Genomic DNA, 21734 nt, shown 5'->3' on the forward strand with positions numbered 1-21734 from the left:
GAAAGGGGCACAGGCGACAGTATCTGACATCGACAGCCAAAAGACGCTAAACAGCTCACTGAAATATCTGAAAATGCCAGGAATGCTGGCCAGTGCTCCCGCTGGAATAGGTATTCTCAGTTCTGAGGCTGTCCGGCTTGCTTCAGGCGGGGCAAGTATTGGCCTCATGTCAGGTAAAAACACGGATATCAGCACCGGGCAATCGTTCACTGTAGCGGCAAGCGAGGCTGTAAGTTTGTTTGCACAGGCTGCAGGAATGAAAATGTATGCGGGGGCAGGGAAAGTTGATATTCAGGCACAAGCGGACGCCATGAATGTCTCAGCATTACAGGATGTCTCAGCATTACAGGACATCACTGTCGCCAGTAGTCAGGGGAGCGTGAAGGTAAATGCCAGCAAGGAACTGATTTTAAGTTGTGGTGGTGCTTATATGAAGCTTAGCGGCGGGAATATTGAACTGGGATGTCCGGGGAATATTTTGCTGAAAGCAGCTAATGTTAATCAGACCGGTCCTGCCAGCTTAGATACATCGCCGGTGACTTTCCCGAAAGGGTACAGCGAAGGGTTTACCACAACGTCATCCACCAGCGGAGCAGTCAAGCCTTTCACCACATATAAAATTACGACGGCTGAAGGTGAGGTTTATGAGGGCATTTCCGGTGCAGAAGGAGAGAACTCTCCAATATTTACGTCTATACCATCGCAGTTAAAAATAGAATATCCGCGCAATATTGCTGATAGCCAGGAGGGCGAATATCATGACTACCGCTGTATCTTCACTCTGCCGTAAAAACCCCCATGCTCCATGTGACGAGCAAATGCCCTACTGGGTCGAATTTCAACTCGTAGATGAGCAGGGCGATCCTGTAGCGAATATGCCATGGATAGCCGAAAGTTCTCATCCAGTTTCCGGACCAGTCGATAACTTTACGCATTCAGGCCAAAGCGATGCGAATGGGCTTATTCGTATTGATATGCCCCACGGACTTGAATTGAGGCTGACGTTAGATGGCGAAAAGTTGGCTACTGAAATGGAAAAACGTACCTTGCGTGTTAGCAGGGATGCGGAAAATGATTCTGTTGTTCGTCCTGAAGCTGAAGAGAAAGGGTATATCTGGCACTACGCTGTTATCGGCGAACTTTGCCGTACCCTTCCCTCTGTTAAACTACGTAAAGGAGAAGTGTGGCCGCCATTCCATTTCCCTCCGCAGAAAATTATGAAAGGGGTGATTGTAAGAACCAATGAGCTTGAAAAGCGACACGTTATTGAAATATGTCCTTTCAGAGCTTGGGAGCTTGTTCTGCATCATCAAAAGGACTATTCCATTGCGAACGGAATTAATCTTGGTGCGGCAGCAACACTTGCTTATGCAGACGACAGTACTCTGGATACGGTATCAATTACGCGCTTTTTTATTAACCAGTGCCAGGATCTATCCCGCTTACCTCAGCTTTATAAAGACGGCTCTGCATGGAATACGTTAGTACAGGATGTTCCCTTTAGTGAACGATATCATCCCCCGGTATTTATGGATACCTCACGAGACACGTCACCTAAGGAAGGCGAGAAGAACCCACATGGAACAGTACAGGCAGAGGATGACACTGCTGCAACAAAGGCAGACGGCGATACGCAGCTTTATTATGTTTATAACGCGGATAAGGTGATTGTTGCCTGGCGTGGAACGGCCAGCTTGTTTGATGTGGGAACGGATCTTGCGTTTAGACCGGTAAATTCAAAATTATGCGATATAGATAAAACCCAATGTACTAGCTTATTACCCACGGGGAAAGTGCATACAGGGTTTTGGAGCGGATATAGTCGGGTTGATCGATTATTCTCCAAGGAAATAAAAATACTCAATGATTTGGCTGAGCGATTGGATGTATTTATTTGCGGTCATAGTCTTGGCGGCGCTTTGGCATTGATTCACTCCGCAAATTTAAAAATCTATAATCCTCTTTTATACACCTATGGAATGCCACGAACTTTTACACGTAATGCAGTGATGCAATTGTCCGAGATTACCCATTTCCGTCATGTAAACGATAGTGATCCTATTCCAGCCGTGCCCGCGGAAGCTAACCTGGATAACGAGTTATATAAATTATGGGGATGGTTTGGTGGGACTCTGGGCTTTTTCTGGTCATTGGGTGAGCTTCTGGCTAACCAGATGGTTACCTGGGGAGACTGCTTCTGGCACCACGGCAATACGGTGGCTTTTCTCACAGCTACCCAGAGTCGGGAATGGCATGAGTGCAAGCGAGACCTGCCAACGCCGGCAGGGTGTATTACCATCAGGAATTTACTACCTCTTAAGGCTAAACTTTACCTGGTCCCTGCACTGGCAGAGCAGGAGATGCAGCAGGCTGGTCAGAAGCAGAAAGAATTTAAAGCGTCATTAACGCAGGCAAATCTAAAGAACTTTTTCCCCAAAGGCAGTAATCCGGACAGAGGCGTTAATTTAAATCTTTTTGATCACTTCATGACCTCCTATATGCCCTATATGTATAACAAAGTGCTAGAGCTGATTGATAATGCCGGGATAGTGGAAAAACGTACCTTTACTGAGCACCGGTATAATGTGGATGCATTCAGGGAGCAGATGGCAGAAAATAAAAATGACATACCGGAGAGAGAGGTAGCAAGAAATAACATCTTTCTGAATATAGAAGGACTACTGGATGCATCGCTTTCCCCTACGTTGTCCATACCGTCTGGCAACGATACACTTTTGCGGTTTGCTCAATACGGAGAAGAGGTAATGGAAAATGTCTAATCAATCAAAAATCATTTTTCTTTCATTAGTGTTGTTTTCATCATCAGGGTGCAGCATAAGTAGAACTGTTAATAAAACCTTATCTCCGCCAGCGGATACAAAATGGGTGAATGTTGAAGTAAAAAATCCGTCTCAGTATACAAAACCCTTCCCGCTCGAAGTCAGATACATCTCTTATGAATGTAAGAAAAAAAGAATCAGTGGATTTGATGGTTCAGTTATTACGGAACCCAGCTATAACGTTATCGGGATCCCCATGCAGCAAGAGAGCGGGGATATCTGGAAAGCAAAAGTGGCTATGACCGGTGGTGGCTCGTGTAAATGGACGTTGAGTGCGGTCAATTTAGGTATCGAATATATAGATGCTATACATCTTGGCAAGGATCTTGTTCCTGGTACGGCGGTAGGTGTGACCCTCGCCTTTGATAATGATGCTTCTCGTAATGGACAATTTACCTTTGTCACTGGAGATGTAGATTTATCTCCGAAGTATTATCCTTATATAAGAGAGAAGAAAATGGGGGGGGTAGAGAATAGCTTGTCTCTAATTGGTAGTAAAGACTTCCTGTCATTGCGTGTTGGTGAGATTAGTTCTGTGAAGTTTTCCCCTGAAATAGATGAGAGGAAAATAACAAGGTTTTTCGGATTAGAAGAAAAAATAAAAGGTAAATATCCAAAAATCATTTATCCGGACGGGAGTGTTGCTCCTGAAAAAACTCTTTTTCCTGATTTTGATAAGATCGACAAAATGAATGTTAATTGATTCTTATTTATTTTTCGAGTATTCAACATGACAAAAGGCTTAGTTTTGCTTGGTGACAAAACTTCTCACGGCGGAAAAGTGATCTCCGCCTCTTCCAGTATTACTGTCGACGGGAAAAAAGTCGCGTTAGTGGGTGATATGGTGAGTTGTCCGGTAGATGGGCATGGAAATAATCCTATCGTGGAAGGAGCACCGCACCGGACATTTAACGGTCGCGCTGTCGTCGTCGATGGCTGCAAATGTCAGTGCGGTTGTACTGTAATTTCAAGTGCTCAGAACAGCACGGTAGGATAAGCAATGGGCTGGGAAAGGACGAAAGCAACAACGATGGAGTTGCCTCCTGAACCATCTTTTACGGGATGGCTGTTGGCTGGTGGTGTCGCCGCGGTTGTGGGTATTTTGCTGTTTATTCTGCATGCGTCAGGCATGGTTAAGACACTGGCTGCATTCAATATCTGGTCGCTGGCATCCAGCCCGGTTCTTGGCTGGTTTTTCCTGTTTTGTTTGCGGGGGTGGCGGTGGGGCAGAACCGTCAATGAACATCAGTTTTTACAGAAGGAAGCGGAATACGGACAGCAACAGTGGGAAGCCTGGGCTGGGCGCTATCTGGCCGTACTTGGAAGCAGCATACTGCTACCTTCCGGAGTGACCTCTGACGCCATTGCTAAATCAGATGCTGCAGATGCGCCGCAATATCTTTCACTGACCAGCCATTTTGATGCGCAATCGGTGAATTTCACCTCCTTGCTTGAGCTGGGTCTGGCTGGTGTACAAGACGCGATCTCAATGTTGCCTGCGACAGTGCCGTTCAACGTTACCATTGTGAGCGACATGATTTCGTCAGACTTCGGGACCCGGTTTCGCAAATCATGGGGGAAAATTTACCCTGGGCGTGCGCTGACAGGTTCGATTTCATGTTGTGAAGCCCTTTCTTTTGACTGGCTCGAGGAGCGCCTTAAAAATCCCATTTTCGATATTGATTTGATCCTGATATTGCAGAGTCAGGGTGCTGAACTGTATTCCGATGCACTCGCAGCGATGGTACTTACCAGCGATGATGTTGCTGAAAAATACCAGCTTTCACACTCTGCCCGCATATTGCGACCGATGCCGCTGGACATGACAAATTTCAGGGCTGATATAGGTTTGTTCCTCGAAACACAAACAATCGCCTGTCAGGCATCAAACGTGTTTTGTGACTGCGGGCACTGGAATGACGAGTTTGCTGATCTAATGACTGCATCTCAATCACATCTGACACAGTGGGTGCCCCAGGACATTGATGTACTGGAAAAATATAACGGTATTCCAGGGGCCGGGAGTGCGTGGCTTCTAGCCACATTACTGGCCGACATCGTGTACGTCAGCAACAAACCTGTTTTAGGACTGTTTACCTCAGGTACTGATCGTTTTGTCAGTACTGTTACCTCAGGGAGTGGAAATAATGATGCCGGGTAGTACATGGAGCAGAGGGGGCCTTGCCGGCATAATAGCCTGCATCTCAGCGATTATAGTGGCCGTGATCCTTCATTTCGGCCCATCGCATGGCCTTGATACCCGGCTGAAGCAAATGCTTGCATTTGTTGCCGTATGGATCGTCTTACTGATTATTTTCTATACGCCGTTCATGTTCCGGTTCATGCGGGAAAAGTATCACCGCTGGCGGGAACAGAAGAACAATGCGTTGCCTTCTGATGAATCAAGAGTTGTCCGGACTCCGCCTCGCAATGTCACCGTTGACACCATCCGTGACGCCATGCGTAATCTCTACGGCCGACGCTGGGGACGTAAAACCCGCATCCTGCTGATAACCGGTACTGCCATTGAAGTAGAGCAACTGACTCCAGGTCTTACGGCTCAGCTCTGGCAGGAAGATCGCGGCACGCTGTTACTGTGGGGCGGTGACCTCAATACGCCAGCAGACAGCGCCTGGCTGACCGCGCTGCGCAAACTGCGCCGCCGTCCGGTGGATGGTCTGGTGTGGGTGACCTCGGCCTTTGACCAACTCTCAGCGCCAGGGCTGGAGCAGCCGCTGCCGGTACCGTCTGAAAGCATCATGGATACCCTGTCTCATGCCATCAGTGCGCGTATGGATAAGCTTGGCTGGCAGCTCCCGCTGTATGTCTGGTCCCTGCATCCGCGCACCGGTAAGCCGGAAGGTCGTATTACGCAGGCGATCGGCTGCCTGTTACCTGCCGGTTGTCGTACCGAAGGGCTGGCAGAGCAACTCTCCGCCCTGACGCCGGATTTGATTTCACAGGGCCTGCAGCAGACCAGCGGTGAGGTGAAACATAACTTCCTGCTGACGCTTGCCGACCAGCTCATTCGTGAGCCGGAAAGCGTGACCGCGCCGCTGTCGGTGATGCTCAACCCATACCGACCGCTGCCGCTGGCGGGACTGGTGTTCAGCCAGCTTTCTGAGGGCGCTGAGCGCGCCGTGCCGCATCACTGGGGGATGGATAAGCGCTGGGAGGCTCTGCCTGAATCTGTCGGGATGCTTCCTGCCAGACTGCGTCCGCGCAAACCGGGTATTCCCTGGCGCAGGGTTGTGGCGTTTGCTGCTGCCCTGACGATGGCTGGCTGGGCAGCCTGGATGGGTATCGCGTATGTCACCAACCGCAGCCAGATTGCAGGCGCAAATGCACAGGCTTCGCTTGCCGCCCGACAGAATCAGCCCCTGGAGCAGCGTCTGCATGCACTGTCTGAACTCCAGAAAACCCTGGCTCGTTTGCAATACCGTTCAGAACATGGCATGCCGTGGTACGAGCAGGCCGGGCTGAGCCAGAACAATGCCCTGCTGGCGGCACTCTGGCCACGTTACCAGGACAGTGCACTGCCGCTGTTGCGGGATGCAGCCGCAGACTATCTGCAGAAGCAGGTCAGTGCCTTTAATGCACTGCCGCCAGGCAGCCCCTTGCGTGAGCAGATGGCCAAAAAAACCTATGATCAGCTCAAGCTCTACCTGATGCTGGCGCGTCCGGAGCATATGGATGCGGCCTGGTTCAGCTCTGCTTTGCTGAGCGCTTGGCCGAAGCGTGATGGTGTAAAAGATGGTGTCTGGCAGGGGATGGCTCCATTACTGCTGTCGTTCTATGGCGCGCAGCTCGTTACGCACCCGGAGTGGAAACTCCGTACTGATGAAAACATGGTCAGCCAGGCGCGTTCGCTGCTGGTTCGTCTGATGGGCGTGCGTAACAGCGAAGCGACCCTTTATCAGAAAATGCTTTCCCAGGTGGCGCACCTGTATGTTGATATGCGTCTTGAGGACATGACCGGCGATACCGACGCAGCTCGCCTGTTCAGCACCACCGAAATTGTGCCGGGTATGTTTACCCGTCAGGCTTGGGAGCAGGCCGTGCAGCCAGCCATTGAGAAAGTGGTGAAAGCGCGCCGGGATGAGCTCGACTGGGTGCTTACTGACAGCAAGCACCAGGCTAATACACAGGATGAGATGTCTCCGGAAGCGCTAAAACATCGCCTGATGGAACGTTACTTTGCGGACTTCGGCGGTTCGTGGCTTGAGTTCCTCAACAGTCTGCGCTGGAACCAGGCGGTTACGCTGTCGGATTCCATTGATCAACTGACCCTGATGGCTGACGTGCGTCAGTCACCTCTGGTGGCGCTGATGAATACTCTCAATGTGCAGGGGCGCACAGGCCAGACCGGCGAGGCGATTTCCGACTCCCTGGTTAAATCGGCCAAAAACCTGCTCGGCGGTGATAACAAGGATGCCATTGACCAGAGTGCCGGCGTTCACGGCCCGCTGGATGCAACCTTTGGTCCGGTACTGGCTCTCATGGATAAAAGCAATACCGGTGCGCAGGCGCTGAGTCTGCAATCCTATCTGACCCGTGTGACGCAGGTGCGTCTGCGCCTGCAGCAGGTGACTAATGCCGCTGACCCTCAGGCCATGACCCAGACCATCGCCCAGACCGTATTCCAGGGCAAGGCCGTGGACCTTACCGAAACCCGTGACTACGGCAGCCTGATTGCCGCAGGCCTCGGTCAGGAGTGGAGCGGTTTTGGTCGTACAGTGTTTGTGAGCCCGATGGAGCAGGCCTGGCAGCAGGTGTTGACCCCGGCAGCCGAGAGCCTCAATGCCCAGTGGCAGCAGGCGGTGGTGGCTGAGTGGAACAGTGCCTTTGGCGGTCGTTACCCGTTCAACAACGCCAGCAGCGATGTGTCCCTGCCGCTGCTGGCTAAATACCTCAATGCGGATTCCGGGCGTATCGCCCAGTTCCTGCAGACCCGCCTTAAAGGCGTGCTACACAAAGAGGGTAACCACTGGGTACCGGACAGCATCAACTCCCAGGGCCTCGCCTTTAATCCGGCGTTCCTCAATGCCATTAATACTCTGAGCCATATATCGGATGTTGCCTTTACCGAAGGCAATGCCGGGATGAACTTCGAGATGCGCCCGGGAACCGCCGATGGCGTGATGCAGACCGACATGATTATCGACAGCCAGAAACTGACCTATGTGAACCAACTGCCGGCATGGAAGCGCTTCACTTGGCCTGCGGATACTGAAGCGCCCGGCGCAAACCTGAGCTGGATAAGTACTCAGGCTGGCACTCGCCAGTATGCCGATATTCCGGGTGCCTGGGGCTGGATACGCCTGCTCGATAAGGCGGTGGTTAGCGCTTACCCGGGCGTCGGCAGCAGCTACAGTCTGAGCTGGAAAGCACAGGACGGTCGCACGCTTAATTACACCCTGCGTACCGAGGCAGGCGAAGGTCCGCTGGCGCTGCTGAAACTGCGTAATTTCCGTCTGCCGGAAACCATCTTCAGCACTACCGGTGTCATATCCCCAGACCAGGTCGCCAGTGCGGAGAGTGATACAGAGGAGGTCTACTGATGAGTACGCTCAATGCATTACTCAGTGCATGTCAGGCAGAGCAGGCACCTCTGCTTGCCGCCACCCGTGAGCGCGTGGCGCAGTGGGATAACTGGCTGCAGCCATTGCCCGGGTCGTCACCCGTTGGCGAAGACCCTGGCTATGACGATGATTTCCAGCAGATTCGCGAGGAAATTAATAAACTCTCTGGTGCCAACACAGAGCTTATTTGCCAGCATGCAGAAAAGATTTTAACCACCGTTGCGAAAGATATTCGTGTGGCAACCTGGTACTGCTGGGCGAAGCTGCACCGTGAAGGAGAACAGGGGCTAGCCGAAGGACTCGAGCTACTGGCCGGTCTGCTGGAGCGCTTTGGAGCACAGTTGCATCCGCAGCGTGACCGCAGCCGTAAGGCGGCACTGGAATGGCTTGCGGGGTCGCGCATGACCGACTCGCTTTACCTGTACCCGGAAGTGGTCAGGAGAGATGCGATGCGAACCACTGGTGCGCTGCTGCTGATATCACTGCTTATTGAGAATGATCCGGATGAAACCCGTCCCGAACTCAATGCGCTATACAGCGCGCTGGAAAGTCGTCTGCAGAAAGCGGGAGGCGTGGATGCGGTGGTACCGCAGAACGCCAGTACCAGCGAAACCCCTTCGACGACCAGCAACAACGATGCTCCGACCATCGGGCGTATCACGTCCGGTCAGGATTTGCTGGCCCAGGCCCGTACGCTCACTGAATACCTACGCGATCAACCTGATGGTTGGCTGTCAGCGCACCATCTGATGAAAAGCCTGCGTCATGACACCCTGCGGGCTATCCCGGCCCCGGATGCGCAGGGGCGTACACGCATCGAGCCGCCAAGGGCGGATCAGCGTGCACTTCTCAAACGCCTGTACCTGCAACAGAGCTGGACTGAAATACTGGAGACGGCCGACAGCACGTTTTCCCGCGGTGCCAATCACCTGTGGCTGGATTTGCAATGGTATATCCATCAGGCGCTGACGAAAACCGGCCAGGAAACGCTGGCCGGTATTGTCGCCGCTGACCTGAAAGGGCTGTTGTTACGGTTGTCCGGGCTGGAGACGCTGGCGTTCAGTGACGGAACCCCGTTTGCGGATGAAGTGACGCTGAACTGGATCCAGCAGATCGTGCTGGATACGGTCGGCGGTTGGGGCAATGAAACACCTTCCGCACAGATGTCCGGTGGCAACGATGACATTCTGGCACTGGAGCCGGAAGCGGTGGCGCTGGCGGACAGTGAAGGTCCGGATGCAGCGCTGGGCTGGCTACAGAACCGTCCGGGCGTGGCCTCTGCGCGACAGCAGTGGCTGCTGCGACTGCTGATGGGGCGCATTGCTGAGCAGTACGGCAAAAATGAGCTGGCGGTGCACCTGTTTGCAGAACTGGGTGAGCGTGCCCGTGAAGTGACCCTCAATGACTGGGAGCCTGAGCTGTTGTTTGAGGTGCTGGCCCGTCATCTGAAACTCCTGCGCCTGAAAGCCGGTCGCAGTGAGGCTGATAAGGCCCGCCTTACGCCGGTAATGGACCAGTTACTTGCCGGACTGATCGCCGTCGATCCTGCCCGTGCCGCCGTGCTTTGCGGTTAAATCCACAGGAACAGAAATAAATGGAAGATTTGACCCTGCGTTATTACGATGCGGAAATGCGCTACCTCCGTGAAGCCGCGAAAGAGTTCGCGCAAACCCATCCAGATCGCGCAGCGATGCTCGATCTGGATAAAGCCGGCACACCCGATCCCTATGTTGAACGCCTGCTTGAAGGGTTTGCCTTCTCAATGGGGCGGCTGCGGGAGAAAATTGACGACGACCTGCCGGAACTGACCGAAGGGCTGGTCAGCATGCTTTGGCCACATTATCTGCGTACCATTCCGTCGCTTTCAATAGTGGCGTTTACGCCTGTACTTCAGGCCGTGAAGATGGCGGAAGTGATGCCTGCGGGTCTGGAAGTGTACTCCCGCCCGGTGGGGCCGAAAAACACGGTCTGTCGCTACCGCACCACCCGCGATGTGATGCTCAACCCGCTGATTATTTCAGGGGTGACCATGACCACCGAGCCTGACGGACGTTCGCAGCTGCGGATGCGCTTTGCCTGCAGCACGCAGGCGGACTGGTCCCATGCTGACCTCAGTCACTTGAATTTGTATCTCGGTGCGGAAGCACCCGTCAGCAGCCAGCTGCACCTGATGCTGACCAAACGGCAGGCCGCCCTGTATATGCGCCTGCCCGGGCAGACTGACCGTATCCGCCTTGACGGGTACTTCTCGCCGGGGGGATTTGCGGAGGAAGACGGGCTGTGGCCGAAGGGCGATACTGCCTTCAGTGGTTACCAGCTGCTGCTGGAGTACTTCACTTTCCGCGACAAGTTTATGTTTGTCCACCTTAACGGCCTGGACGGCATTAAACCGCCTGCCGGAGCGGAGTATTTCGACATCGAAGTCGTGTTCAGCGCACCGTGGCCATCAGAGCTGCCGGTCACCGATGACGCGGTTCGTCTGCACTGTGTGCCGGTGATTAACCTGTTCACCCTGGAAGCGGACCCGCTCACCATTACCGGGCTTGAAAGTGAGTACCTGCTGCGCCCCAAGCGTCTGCAGGACGGACACACCGAGATTTATTCGGTGGATTCGGTCACAGGTTCAAACCGCACCAGTGATGCCGAATATGTGCCGTTCAGCAGCTTCCGCCATAAAGGCGGGATGATGCGTCGCCATGCGCCTCCCCGTTATTACCACACTCGCGTAAAACGCAGCGTGACCGGACTGTATGACACCTGGCTTATCCTCGGTGGTCACCAGTGGGAAGATGACCGTTTGTTTGAGCGTGAAGCCGTGTCGCTGCAAATCACCGGCACCAACGGTCAGTTACCGCGCCGGGCGCTTCAGAGCACGCTGCTCGACCGCTGTGAACAAGTGGTCAGCACATCACTGACGGTGCGCAACCTCTGCAAGCCTACGCTGCCGGTCTACCCGCCAGCGGAAGACCGTTTCCACTGGCGGGTACTGAGCCATCTCGGCTCCGGGTTTCTGAATATGATGAGTACCGCTGAAGTGCTGCGCGGGACGCTGGCACTCTATAACTGGCAGGAAGATGAACTGAATACCCGCCGTCTGGAGGCGATTCAGCTGGTGGAGCACCACCGCCTGCAGCGTTTTGAGCAGGGCTACCTGCTGCGGGGGCTGGATATCGAAGTAACCCTCGACAGTAACGGATTCACCGGCGAGGGGGATATTCACCTGTTCGGTGAAATGCTTAACCGGTTCTTTGCGCTGTATGCCGATATGAATCAATTCAACCAGCTCACACTCATCGTCCAGCCAGAAGGAAAATGCATCCGGTGGAAAGAGAACCACAGTCCACGCCTGCCCGGCTGATGGAGCGGCTACGGCAGTACCTGCCGTACATGAACTTTTATCGCTTCTGCCAGATACTGGAGCAGAGCCAGCCGGGTAAACCGGTTATCGGCAGCAACTGGCAGGTGCGGCATGAGCCGGTGCGCTTCCGGCCTCATCCGGGCATGGGCTTTCCGGCCTCTGAAATCAAAGGGATTGAGCAGTCTGAGCATTTGCATCTGCCGCCAACTGTGCGTATTACCTTTATGGGGCTCTATGGCGTGGAGTCCCCGCTGCCGACACACTATATCGATGACATTACCCAGCGACGGGAAGGGTATGAGGCCACCGCGGATTTCCTCGATATCTTCAACCACCGGCTGATTGCCCAGTACTACCGTATCTGGCGTAAATACTCATACCCGGCGACTTTCGAGGAAGGCGGTAAGGACAACACTTCGCAGTACTTGCTGGGACTGGCCGGGCTCGGGATTAACGGCTGCACGGACAGTATCGCGACCCCGGCTTCGCGCTTTCTGGCACTGCTGCCGGTCATGTTGCTGCCGGGGCGTACCGCAGAAGGTATGGCCTCGCTGGTGCATCTGCTGGCACCCAACACGCAGGCGAAAATCTGGCACCACGACAAACGGCGTGTGCCGCTGAAGAAGCCGCTGACCATGAGTGTCAGTCATCCCGTCACCCTGACCAGCCGTCCGGTGATGGGTAACTATGCCACCGACGTGAACAGCCGGGTGCTGATGCGTCTGACCACCACTGACCCGGCAGAGGTGCAGGGCTGGTTACCGGGCGGGGAGCATCACACGGATTTAATGGCGCTGCTGCATGTCTATCTTGGCTCTCGCCTCGATGTACGGTTACAGCTGTGTGTCGACCGAAATCTGCTGCCTGACGCGATCATGAGTACTAAACCCAACGCCAGCGCAGTGCAGCTGGGCCGTACCGCCGTGATGCGGCCGCTGAATGCAGTGAACACCGCCACGCACTCCAAAACAATAACCATCAATCTTGGCCGCTATGAGCGGGTACAGGAAAATATTCACCGCAGGGAGACCGATGAAGATGGCGATTACCGCTGGTAAATTTCCTCTAGCTGCGCTGGCCGCCGGTATCACACTGATACTGGCTGGCTGTGGGCTGACTCAAAAAGTGACAGACGGCACCGTTGCCGTGACCAAATCGATTTTTTATAAGCAGATAAAGACCCTGCATCTGGATATTCGAGCCCGTGAGGCTGTTAACAGCAATGCTGGTGGTATAGCACTGTCGACGGTGGTGCGCGTCTACCAGCTCAAGGAGCGGAAAATGTTCGACACTACGGACTACCCGTCGCTGTTTAAGGCTGACAGTCAGGCCATCAAGGCAGACCTGGTGGCGGAGAAAGATATCCGCCTGCAGCCGGGTGGGGCGGTAATTGTTGACATGCCGATGGAGGAGGGTGCGCAGTATGTCGCGGTTGCCGGGATGTTTATGTCACCGGACCAGGAGAACAACACCTGGCGTGTGGTACTGAGCCGCGATGATCTCGATCCGGATAAGGCTCGCGTCATCGAGGCGGGGAACAACCGGCTGACCATGCAGGCGCTGAAAGATGAATGAGACGATCCGTCCCTCGCTGTACGAGACGCTTTATGGCAATTTTACCGGTGGGTTCGATCTGCATCAGGTCAGTGAAGAAAATCAGGTCATTCTCTCGGTATTGGATAACATGCAGCGCGTGCTCAACTGTCGCGCCGGCACGCTGGCGCATTTGCCTGACTACGGGTTGCCTGATATGACGAAAATCCTGCAGGGGATGCCGGGAACGGCCCATGAGCTTATGGGCACATTGTCTGCCGTCCTGCTCAAATATGAGCCACGGCTGAAAAAGATAGACGTTGTTCTGCTGGAGCAGAACGTACCCGGCGAGTTGCGCTATGCCATTGACGCCGAACTGAAAGGGATTGGTCTGGTGCGGTATGGCACTGAGTTTATGCCCGAAGGACGGGTCCTGTTGCGACATCTCAGGCAACAGCAGTATCTCGACACAACAACCCGTATATAAGGTCAGATAACACCATGTCCGTAAAATCACAGTTCCTGAAGAAGCTTCAGGAAAGGCAACCCGTTCCGGCTTCTCCTGGCAGTAAGAGTCAGGCTGATATAGCAGAGTTTCGCCTGCGAATGGAGCAACTTCAGACGCAGATGGATGAGTGGCTGACAGGTACTGGACTGAATGTAGAGCCGCAGGCGGCATTTGTTCCGGACCTGCTGGTAGAGAGAGGTGCTTTCGAGATTTCCGGTATCGTTCTGCGTTATGACAGCCGTGCGGTAAAGTTTATGCCGATATTTCTGTATGGCCAGGGCGTGGCGGGCTGTGTCGAGGTAGCTTTCTGTTCTGGGGAAAAGATTATTTCTCAAGGACGCCTGTTCATGCGGGTGGGGTGTGTGAGTAACTGGACTTATACTCCCCCTGAAACGTCATCTCAGTCAGGGCAACTATTTGATGAAGGTACTTTTTTTGGTCTGATTTTAGCGTTATTGCCATAGCGATAATATTCATTCTCTTTATTAGTCACTGCGAATTGACCCGTGAAATGATCATGGAAGTAATAATGAAAAAACTAAGCCTCTTTCTTATGTTCAGTGTCCTTTTTACCTTACAGGCTGAGGCCGCACGAGGAAGACAGCCCTGCTCAGGTTCAAAAGGAGGGATTGCACATTGCACCTCGGATGGCCGTTTTGTCTGTAACGACGGCAGTTTTAGCCAGTCGAAGCGATTCTGCTCCGGGTACGGTAACGCCGTAACTCACCAGCAGGAAAATTTTTCAGCGCCTACAAGTAAAACACGGACTAAAAAGGTGAAAACCCCGAAAAAGCAGGAGCAGCAACCCGTTATGGAAAGTGTTGAGCCAGTCAATACGCAACCCCCTCAGCCCACATGCGCTCCTCTTTATATGGCAAACAAACCCGGCTTCACCCATTTACCGATTTGTTCAGGGAATCAGTATTAATCCTTGTGGAAGAGGTTCCTTCTCCACTATGCGGATTGAATGAACTGGAATGCAAGAAGAAAGGAAATAAAAAATGGCACGAAGAAAAAAGGATAACAATTCTGCGGGAATTATTCTGTTTATTATTGGTGTAATTGCCTGGGGTATTTATGTCGCGGTAAGAGCATTAATTAACCTTAATGAGCGATTTATTGAATCAGTGTCGAATCCGGTCGGAATAGTCGGTCTGTTTTTTGGTTTACTGATAGCTGTTGCCCTGATAATACGGGTTTTCATTTACCGTGGCTTCCGGAAGAAAAAAGCTGAGCTGGAGCTGGCGGTGTCGGACCTGGCACAGAGAGAGAAAGCCTTTGAAGAGACCGTCAGCACTGAAGTGGCTCGCGGTCTGTATCACGAAAAGAAACAGCTTTCGGGTCAGTGGGAGGAATTTCGCAATGCCAGAAATAAAGCCTCCCGGGCACTGCAGCGTATTGTGGATTCTGCGTATAAATTCAAAGTTAAAACCCTGCTTTCCGGCACCACGGTGAATAACTGGCAAAGCAAGTATGACCAGCTCAGGAAGGAGAGGGACGCTTACGCTGCTATCAGCGAGAAAATCACCTTTCTGGAACTTGAAGACAATGCCGACTGGGATGGCATAAAACAGCAGTTTCTGGATAAGGTTGCCCTGCTGGAAAAAGCGCAGGAAGAAAAAGAGTTTCAGGCAGAGCTCAAGCGTCAGATGCGGGAAGAAAAACAGCGTCAGGATGAGCTGGACAGACAGCAACGAGAGGCGGAAGAGGAGGAACAACGTCTTGCTGAGCAGCAGCGCTTACTGGAGGAAGCTCTGCTCGCCGCTGAAGGGGCTCACAGGGAAGAGCTGGAAAGACAACGTCTTGAGCTGGAACAGAAAATGCAGGACGTGCATCAGCGGTATGAACGTGCCAAATCCATGGCCCAGCTTACAAAGCAGGGACATGTGTATGTGATTTCGAATATCGGCTCTTTCGGCGAGAACGTCTTTAAAATCGGTATGACCCGACGGCTGGAGCCCATGGAGCGCGTGAAAGAACTGAGTGGGGCAGCCGTGCCGTTTGATTTTGACGTTCATGCCATGATTTCCTGCGATGATGCCCCCGCGCTTGAAAAGACACTTCATGACCATCTGGAAAGCTATCGGATGAACCGAATCAACCTGCGTAAGGAGTTTTTCCGGGTCGAGCTCAGCAGAATTATCAATGAGGTGGAGCGTCACCACGGGCAGGTTGAATATATTGCTGACCCGGTGGCGCTACAGTATCTGCAGAGTCTCGAATATGCAGAAAACGAAGCCGCATAAACGATAATTCGCCATAGTTCCTCATATCAAAGGGATATCTGGTCATGAATGACATCACCCCCCGTAAAATAAAAACCGGCGGCGACCCGCGCACGCTTCCGGAATACACATCCCTGCGTAATGAACTGAGTAAGCTAAGCCATCCCGCGCGCCCGGATGTGAACTGGGTATATGTGGAAAAATGCTGCCTTTCATTATTCGAACAAAACGGTGTTGAGTTGCAGACTGCAGCCTGGTACACCCTTGCCCGTACGCAGCGGTCTGGATTAGCTGGCATGAATGAAGGGCTGGCGATCCTCGAGGCCTTGATTAACCGCCAGTGGGATGTTCTCTGGCCGCAGTCGTTACAGGTTCGTATGGAAATCCTGAGCAGCCTGAGCCTGCGTCTGCAGCAGCTCATGCGTATGCTTCCATTTAACAACGGTAATCTTAGCGAGCTTTATAGCGCTGAAGAATTGCTAACCAGTCTGGGGGCGGCGCTCCAGCGCCTTGAGCTGAAACACCTTAGCCAGTTCGATACGTTACGAACGTTGATACATTCAAGTGCTGCAAGGCTGGAAAAAAGTAATAGCGCATCAGATTTGAATGTGGCCATGACGCCCGGTAGCGAATCGTCTCTGGAGAGGGCTGAACCGATCGAAGAGGTGAAATGGGTATATGTTGTGCAGCAGGAAAATGAGCCGAATGTAGAGGCGCATAGCACCACTGCCGTACTTGTCAGATACTGGAAACCCTTTGTCGCCGGGATGGGGTCTACGCTGGTGGTTTGCATCGCCGTAGCGTGGGTAGGGGGCTTTCTCTCCAGACCCGATCCCTTAACGGCTCAGGCTATTGCCTCGCTGGCGCCGTTACCTGAAGTGCTTACACCTGTTCAGCAAGACGCGTTAATACAGCGAGGCGCTTTACCGGCCACGTTTATCACAGATACACAGCAGCAGCTTACCCGACTGGATAAACTGCCTCCTGACTGGAATATCTCCTACAGCCTTCAGCTGTTAGCACAACTCCAGACATTGCGGCCGGATGAGGCGAAACCGCTCACCCTGCAGTGGCAACAGAAACTTAACGCGGCTGCGTTGCCTGTCGACGCAATGAACAGCTGGTATCAGGGAATGATGAAGCTTCAGCAATTGAGTAATCGACTCAGTAGTCTGGATGCGCAAAAAGGAAAATATATAACGGTGAGCGAGCTAAAATCCGTGGTTTTTTCAACTATGCAGTCATTTAACCATGCGATACCGGCTGAAGAGCAACTTAGACGCTTGTCGCAGTATCCGGCAGGAGATGCGCTTCCAGAAGCTGAAAAGACCCAGCTGGAACTGCATCTTAAACAACTGTCAACGCGGTATGCTCTAATAAAACAGGGTTCTTCTGCTCAGTGAATTCTGGCGGCGGAAAGATGAATGTGCTCGAAAAAGCGAGGAGGTCAAAGTGTCCCCTGCAGGAATCGAACCTGCAACTAGCCCTTAGGAGGGGCTCGTTATATCCATTTAACTAAGGGGACGAGGCGGCACGAGTATAGCGTTATTTACACTTTGCGTTAAGCACATCGCCGCCTGACTGCTCAAAGAGTCACCATTCAGGTCGATTTTTTTGTCGATTTATCATCATTTTCCCGTGCCTTTAGCTCAGCTTTGCGTTTGTTCGACATGTCGTTACGGATTTGGGCATGGCTTAACAGCGCAAAGATAAACGTTCCGCCGCAGATGTTTCCCGCCAGCGTCGGAAGGGCGAACGGCCAGAAAAAATCGCTCCAGTGAAGCGTACCGTTAAAGACCAGATAGAGGATTTCCACGGTGCCGACCACAATATGCGTGGTATCCGCCAGCGCAATCAGCCAGGTCATCAATATGATCACCACAATTTTGGCGCTTCCCGCTGAAGGAAACATCCACACCATCGTGGCGATAATCCAGCCTGAGATGATGGCATTTGAGAACATCTCGATCGGGGTGTTTTTCATCACATCCATGCCAATTTTCACAAACGCATCGCGGGTGGGTTCATCAAAGATCGGCATATATTCAAACGCCCATGCAGCGATGCCCGTACCGATGATATTACCCAGCAGGACCACGCTCCATAGACGCATCAATAAACCGAAATTGCCGAGGGTGGGGTTTTGCATCACCGGCAGCACGGCGGTCACCGTGTTTTCAGTAAACAGCTGCTGGCGGGCCATGATGACAATAATAAAGCCGAAGGTATAGCCGAGGTTCTCCAGTAAAAATCCGCCGGGTACGCCTTCCAGCTGCACATGAAATATCCCTTTTGCGAGGAGTGACGCGCCCATTGAGAGCCCGGCAGCGATGGCTGACCAGAAGAGGGCCATCGCGTCGCGCTCCATCTCTTTTTCGCCATCCTGTCGTATATGCTCGTGGATAGCCATCGCGCGGGAGGGGAGGCGATCTTCATCAATTTCTATCTTCTCGCCGCGCGCTTTCTCCTCGCTTTCAATTTCAAGATCCTCATTATTCTCGCCAATTTTTTCTTCGCCCACGTCTTTCATATTTGCTCCCGGAGGTTGATCTTTCTGTTAAGCGTAGCGGCTTTTATCGGGATGCCTGTGGGGATGCTCTTAAATTGGCGGCAATGACAACAAAGGTGATACATCTCTTTCAAAGTCATTATAAAATTGGCAGCGAAACGAATTCCAAAAGCCAGGCTATGCTGAGATCAGAGTCACGGTGGTTACTGCCCGTAATTGTGCTCATAGACATCGGTAAACGTGCTGTTACAATCGCTTGCACGTTTACAGACGGAGCGTCAACGGCTCCGTTACGGATGGCAATCAACGATAGCCATACTGAACAGGGAGATATTTATGAAACTTCGGCTGTCGGCGCTTGCGCTTGGCGCGACGATGCTTGTGGGCTGCGCCAGCTCCGGTGAGCAAACGGGACGCTCCGATCCTCTCGAAGGATTTAACCGCTCAATGTATAGCTTCAACTACAACGTACTGGACCCGTATGTGGTTCGTCCGGTGGCAGTAGTATGGCGCGATTATGTTCCACAACCTGCGCGTAACGGGTTAAGTAACTTTACCAGCAACCTCGAAGAGCCTGCGGTAATGGTAAACTACTTCCTGCAGGGTGACCCGTATCAGGGGATGGTCCACTTTACCCGCTTCTTCCTGAACTCCATTCTGGGGATGGGGGGCTTTATTGATGTTGCAGGCATGGCTAACCCGAAACTGCAGCGTGAACAGCCGCACCGTTTCGGCAGCACGATGGGGCACTACGGCGTCGGGTATGGCCCATACATGCAGTTACCGTTCTACGGTAGTTTCACCATCCGTGATGATGGCGGCGATATGGTGGATACGCTGTATCCGGTCCTGTCATGGCTGACCTGGCCGCTGTCGGTGGGTAAATGGACGGTGGAAGGGATTGAAACCCGCGCGCAACTACTCGACTCTGATGGTCTGCTGCGCCAGTCTTCTGACCCGTACATTATGGTACGTGAAGCGTACTTCCAGAATCATGACTTTATTGCCAACGGCGGTAAGCTGAAGCCGGAAGAGAATCCAAACGCTAAGGCGATCGAAAACGAACTAAAAGATATCGATTCGGAATAAATAAAAAAGGTGAGCAATGCTCACCTTTTTTGATTTCAGCGCGATTAGAACGCGTAGTTGAAGTTCGTACCGAACAGCCAGGCTTTACCTTCAGAGGTAAATTCGTACGGACCTTCCTTGAACGTCACTTTCTGACCGTGCATATAAGATACGCCCGCGTCGATGGAGGCATTTTCGTTCAACGCATAGGTTGCGCCAGCACTTAACCAGAAGCGGTCCTGATCCGGAATGGAAATAGAACGTTTGTCTGCCGGAACCGGGCTATCGTCAAATGCGATACCGGAGCGGAAAGTCCAGTTTTTATCGTAGTAGTAGGTGGTACCCAACGCAATACGATAGGCGTCGTGGAAGCTTTCGTCCTTATAGAACAGCGTTTGTCCATTGGTTCCGGTCGCTTTCAGCTCCTGGAACTGGCTCCAGCTGGTATAGGCCAGGCTGTAGTGAATAGCCCATTGTGGTGCAACGCGGTTGTAACCGGAGACTTCCCACATTTCTGGCAAATGCAGTGACAGTGAACCTGGAACGGTCTGGTTTGACGTTCCCCAAGGAATGGTGGTGCCAGCACCTGGAACCAGATTGTTCACAGGCGTCAGGATGCCGCTCTTGTAATCGCCGTCGAAGTCAATTTTGACTTCAGAACGATAGGTCAGGCCCCAGCGGTTGTTTTTGTCCAACTCGTAAAGGATGCCTGCGTTCCAGCCATAGCCCCACTCATCACCTTTAAGACTGGCAATTTTGTTGCTGTTTCTTGGCAGGCTAGACGTTTGTTCCCCGGCATAACGTTCGATTTTGGCATCGGCGTAGACGGCATCAAAGCCCAGACCAAAGCTCCAGCTATCGTTCAGGCGATAAGCACCGCTCAGGTTCAGGTTCAGCGTAGTAAGGTCTGTTTTACCGCCGTATTCACCTGCCGGGTAGTTGTTATTGAACTCGGTAGCAAGGCCGTAGTTAGACGTTACGGATGCACCCCAGCCAAATTGTTCATTGATAGGCGCAACGAAGTGCAGGTTCGGGATCCATGCTGTTGGGGCAATATTGTCCGCTTTAAGGCTCGCACCCGTATAAGGCGACTTACCCGAAACGTTGACATCAGGATCGATATAAACCGCACCGGCAGAGAAAGTCGGACGATCAAACATCATGATCAATGCAGGGTTACGACTCGCGTTACCTGCATCATCAGCAATAGCGCCTTCCCCGGAATACGCGCGGCCAAGGCCAGAGGAAGAAAATTCGTTTAACTGAAAGCCCGCTGACCAGGCGGAAGTGGAGACGAGTGCCACTGCGACTGCCAGCGCAGTCTTGTTGAACAGGGTTTTCTGGCTCATGACCATAACCTCATTGAGTTATTTTTATTCAATAATTGTTACATACCGTAACAGGAGCGCGAAGTGTAGGGTCTGAGGTATTACAGACAAATCAGACCAGTGGCCAGAGTATAGGTCTGACCAGCCTGAATGTTGCAAGTTTGTTTATTAATATTTTCAAACATGTTTCGTGAAACGAGATCTGGTTGGCAAAATTGTGACCATCGCGACTCACCCAAAAGGGTGGTTTTTGTTTTAGATCATTTTTTAGTGTGATATTGGTCACTTATCCGATTTTGCGCCATTAACGGCTGGAGAGAGCCCGCGCCGGGGCGTAAAATAGCAGCATCGTGTTTATCTCGCGCGCTGCGCGAATACAGAGGAAATTGAGCTATGAGTAAATGCAGTGCTGATGAAACCCCGGTTTGCTGCTGTATGGATGTTGGGACCATCATGGACAACACCGATTGCACCGCCTCTTACAGCCGTGTATTCACCAACCGCGCCGAAGCGGAAGAGACCCTGAACGCGCTGAGCAAGCGTGCGCGTGATGTTGAATCCGATCCGTGTGAAATCAAGTCTACCTTTACCGAAGTGGAAGGCGGCGTGAAGCTGGATATCGACTTTGTCTTCGCCTGTGAAGCTGAAACGCTGATTTTCCAGTTAGGCCTGCGTTAACCTCTGCGGCCTGATGCCCTCACCCCAACCCTCTCCCACGGGAGAGGGTGCAAACACTAAAAACGGTAACCTACGGGTTACCGTTTTGCTTTTACCTCCGGGCAT

General features: G+C 52.6%; 19 protein-coding genes and 1 tRNA gene. 17 read left to right on the plus strand and 3 right to left on the minus strand.

Features of this window, described 5'->3' with window-relative positions; genetic code table 11:
- The 15 genes from AB8846_RS13325 to AB8846_RS13395 form a co-directional block, all read left to right on the plus strand.
- The coding region (locus tag AB8846_RS13325; RefSeq protein ID WP_370732898.1) for a DUF2345 domain-containing protein at positions 1–790 on the plus strand (790 nt) is incomplete at its 5' end.
- Positions 759–2780 (plus strand): lipase family protein, encoded by a 2022-nt coding sequence (locus AB8846_RS13330; RefSeq protein ID WP_370732899.1) that lies wholly within the window; start codon positions 759–761, stop codon positions 2778–2780. The genes AB8846_RS13325 and AB8846_RS13330, both read left to right, overlap by 32 nt.
- Positions 2773–3543, plus strand: coding sequence for a hypothetical protein (locus AB8846_RS13335; protein WP_370732900.1), 771 nt, complete (start codon positions 2773–2775; stop codon positions 3541–3543). Before AB8846_RS13330 ends, AB8846_RS13335 begins: the two co-directional genes overlap by 8 nt.
- Positions 3544–3570: 27 nt before the next feature.
- Positions 3571–3837 carry a PAAR domain-containing protein gene (locus tag AB8846_RS13340; protein ID WP_370732901.1) on the plus strand — a complete coding sequence of 89 codons (267 nt, stop codon included), beginning with the start codon at positions 3571–3573 and terminating at the stop codon, positions 3835–3837.
- Between the two features lie 3 nt (positions 3838–3840).
- Complete coding sequence (locus AB8846_RS13345; RefSeq protein ID WP_370732902.1) at positions 3841–5001, plus strand: hypothetical protein; 1161 nt, start codon at positions 3841–3843, stop codon at positions 4999–5001.
- Positions 4988–8401: an ImcF-related family protein gene (locus tag AB8846_RS13350; RefSeq protein ID WP_370732903.1), complete on the plus strand. Its 3414-nt coding sequence runs from the start codon at positions 4988–4990 to the stop codon at positions 8399–8401. The genes AB8846_RS13345 and AB8846_RS13350 overlap by 14 nt, the downstream gene beginning before the upstream one ends.
- Positions 8401–9996 carry a type VI secretion system protein TssA gene (tssA, locus tag AB8846_RS13355; RefSeq protein ID WP_370732904.1) on the plus strand — a complete coding sequence of 532 codons (1596 nt, stop codon included), beginning with the start codon at positions 8401–8403 and terminating at the stop codon, positions 9994–9996. Before AB8846_RS13350 ends, tssA begins: the two co-directional genes overlap by 1 nt.
- A gap of 20 nt (positions 9997–10016) precedes the next feature.
- The gene (tssF, locus tag AB8846_RS13360; protein WP_370732905.1) at positions 10017–11780 is read left to right on the plus strand and encodes a type VI secretion system baseplate subunit TssF; all 1764 of its coding nucleotides are present in this window, start codon (positions 10017–10019) and stop codon (positions 11778–11780) included.
- Positions 11735–12838, plus strand: coding sequence for a type VI secretion system baseplate subunit TssG (tssG, locus tag AB8846_RS13365; RefSeq protein ID WP_370732906.1), 1104 nt, complete (start codon positions 11735–11737; stop codon positions 12836–12838). Before tssF ends, tssG begins: the two co-directional genes overlap by 46 nt.
- Entirely contained in the window at positions 12819–13355 is a 537-nt protein-coding gene (gene tssJ, locus AB8846_RS13370; protein WP_370732998.1) for a type VI secretion system lipoprotein TssJ, read from the plus strand. Before tssG ends, tssJ begins: the two co-directional genes overlap by 20 nt.
- On the plus strand, positions 13348–13800 hold the full coding sequence (tssE, locus tag AB8846_RS13375; protein ID WP_370732907.1) for a type VI secretion system baseplate subunit TssE: 453 nt from the start codon (positions 13348–13350) through the stop codon (positions 13798–13800). Before tssJ ends, tssE begins: the two co-directional genes overlap by 8 nt.
- 14 nt (positions 13801–13814) lie before the next feature.
- On the plus strand, positions 13815–14285 hold the full coding sequence (locus AB8846_RS13380) for a hypothetical protein (protein ID WP_370732908.1): 471 nt from the start codon (positions 13815–13817) through the stop codon (positions 14283–14285).
- A 65-nt stretch (positions 14286–14350) separates the two neighbouring features.
- Entirely contained in the window at positions 14351–14749 is a 399-nt protein-coding gene (locus tag AB8846_RS13385; protein WP_370732909.1) for a hypothetical protein, read from the plus strand.
- Between the two features lie 73 nt (positions 14750–14822).
- Complete coding sequence (locus tag AB8846_RS13390; RefSeq protein WP_370732910.1) at positions 14823–16067, plus strand: GIY-YIG nuclease family protein; 1245 nt, start codon at positions 14823–14825, stop codon at positions 16065–16067.
- A gap of 44 nt (positions 16068–16111) precedes the next feature.
- Positions 16112–17449: a VasL domain-containing protein gene (locus tag AB8846_RS13395; RefSeq protein WP_370732911.1), complete on the plus strand. Its 1338-nt coding sequence runs from the start codon at positions 16112–16114 to the stop codon at positions 17447–17449.
- Between the two features lie 50 nt (positions 17450–17499).
- On the opposite strand, the gene AB8846_RS13400 is transcribed toward AB8846_RS13395, so the two are convergent.
- Positions 17500–17571, minus strand: a tRNA-Arg gene (locus AB8846_RS13400).
- Positions 17572–17646: 75 nt separating this feature from the next.
- On the minus strand, positions 17647–18576 hold the full coding sequence (locus AB8846_RS13405; RefSeq protein WP_063145782.1) for a formate/nitrite transporter family protein: 930 nt from the start codon (positions 18574–18576) through the stop codon (positions 17647–17649).
- A 315-nt stretch (positions 18577–18891) separates the two neighbouring features.
- Between AB8846_RS13405 and mlaA the strand changes: the two genes are divergently transcribed.
- The gene (mlaA, locus tag AB8846_RS13410; protein ID WP_063145783.1) at positions 18892–19644 is read left to right on the plus strand and encodes a phospholipid-binding lipoprotein MlaA; all 753 of its coding nucleotides are present in this window, start codon (positions 18892–18894) and stop codon (positions 19642–19644) included.
- Positions 19645–19688: 44 nt separating this feature from the next.
- Here mlaA and fadL read toward each other — a convergent pair whose 3' ends face one another.
- Positions 19689–20972: a long-chain fatty acid transporter FadL gene (gene fadL / locus AB8846_RS13415; protein WP_311391997.1), complete on the minus strand. Its 1284-nt coding sequence runs from the start codon at positions 20970–20972 to the stop codon at positions 19689–19691.
- Between the two features lie 372 nt (positions 20973–21344).
- Between fadL and AB8846_RS13420 the strand changes: the two genes are divergently transcribed.
- Positions 21345–21629, plus strand: a complete 285-nt coding sequence (locus AB8846_RS13420; RefSeq protein ID WP_125915122.1) for a YfcZ/YiiS family protein — start codon at positions 21345–21347, stop codon at positions 21627–21629.
- The last annotated feature ends 105 nt before the right edge of the window (positions 21630–21734 follow it).

The organism is Enterobacter sp. KB-221C9 (assembly GCF_041320715.1).
GTDB lineage: Bacteria > Pseudomonadota > Gammaproteobacteria > Enterobacterales > Enterobacteriaceae > Enterobacter > Enterobacter asburiae_D.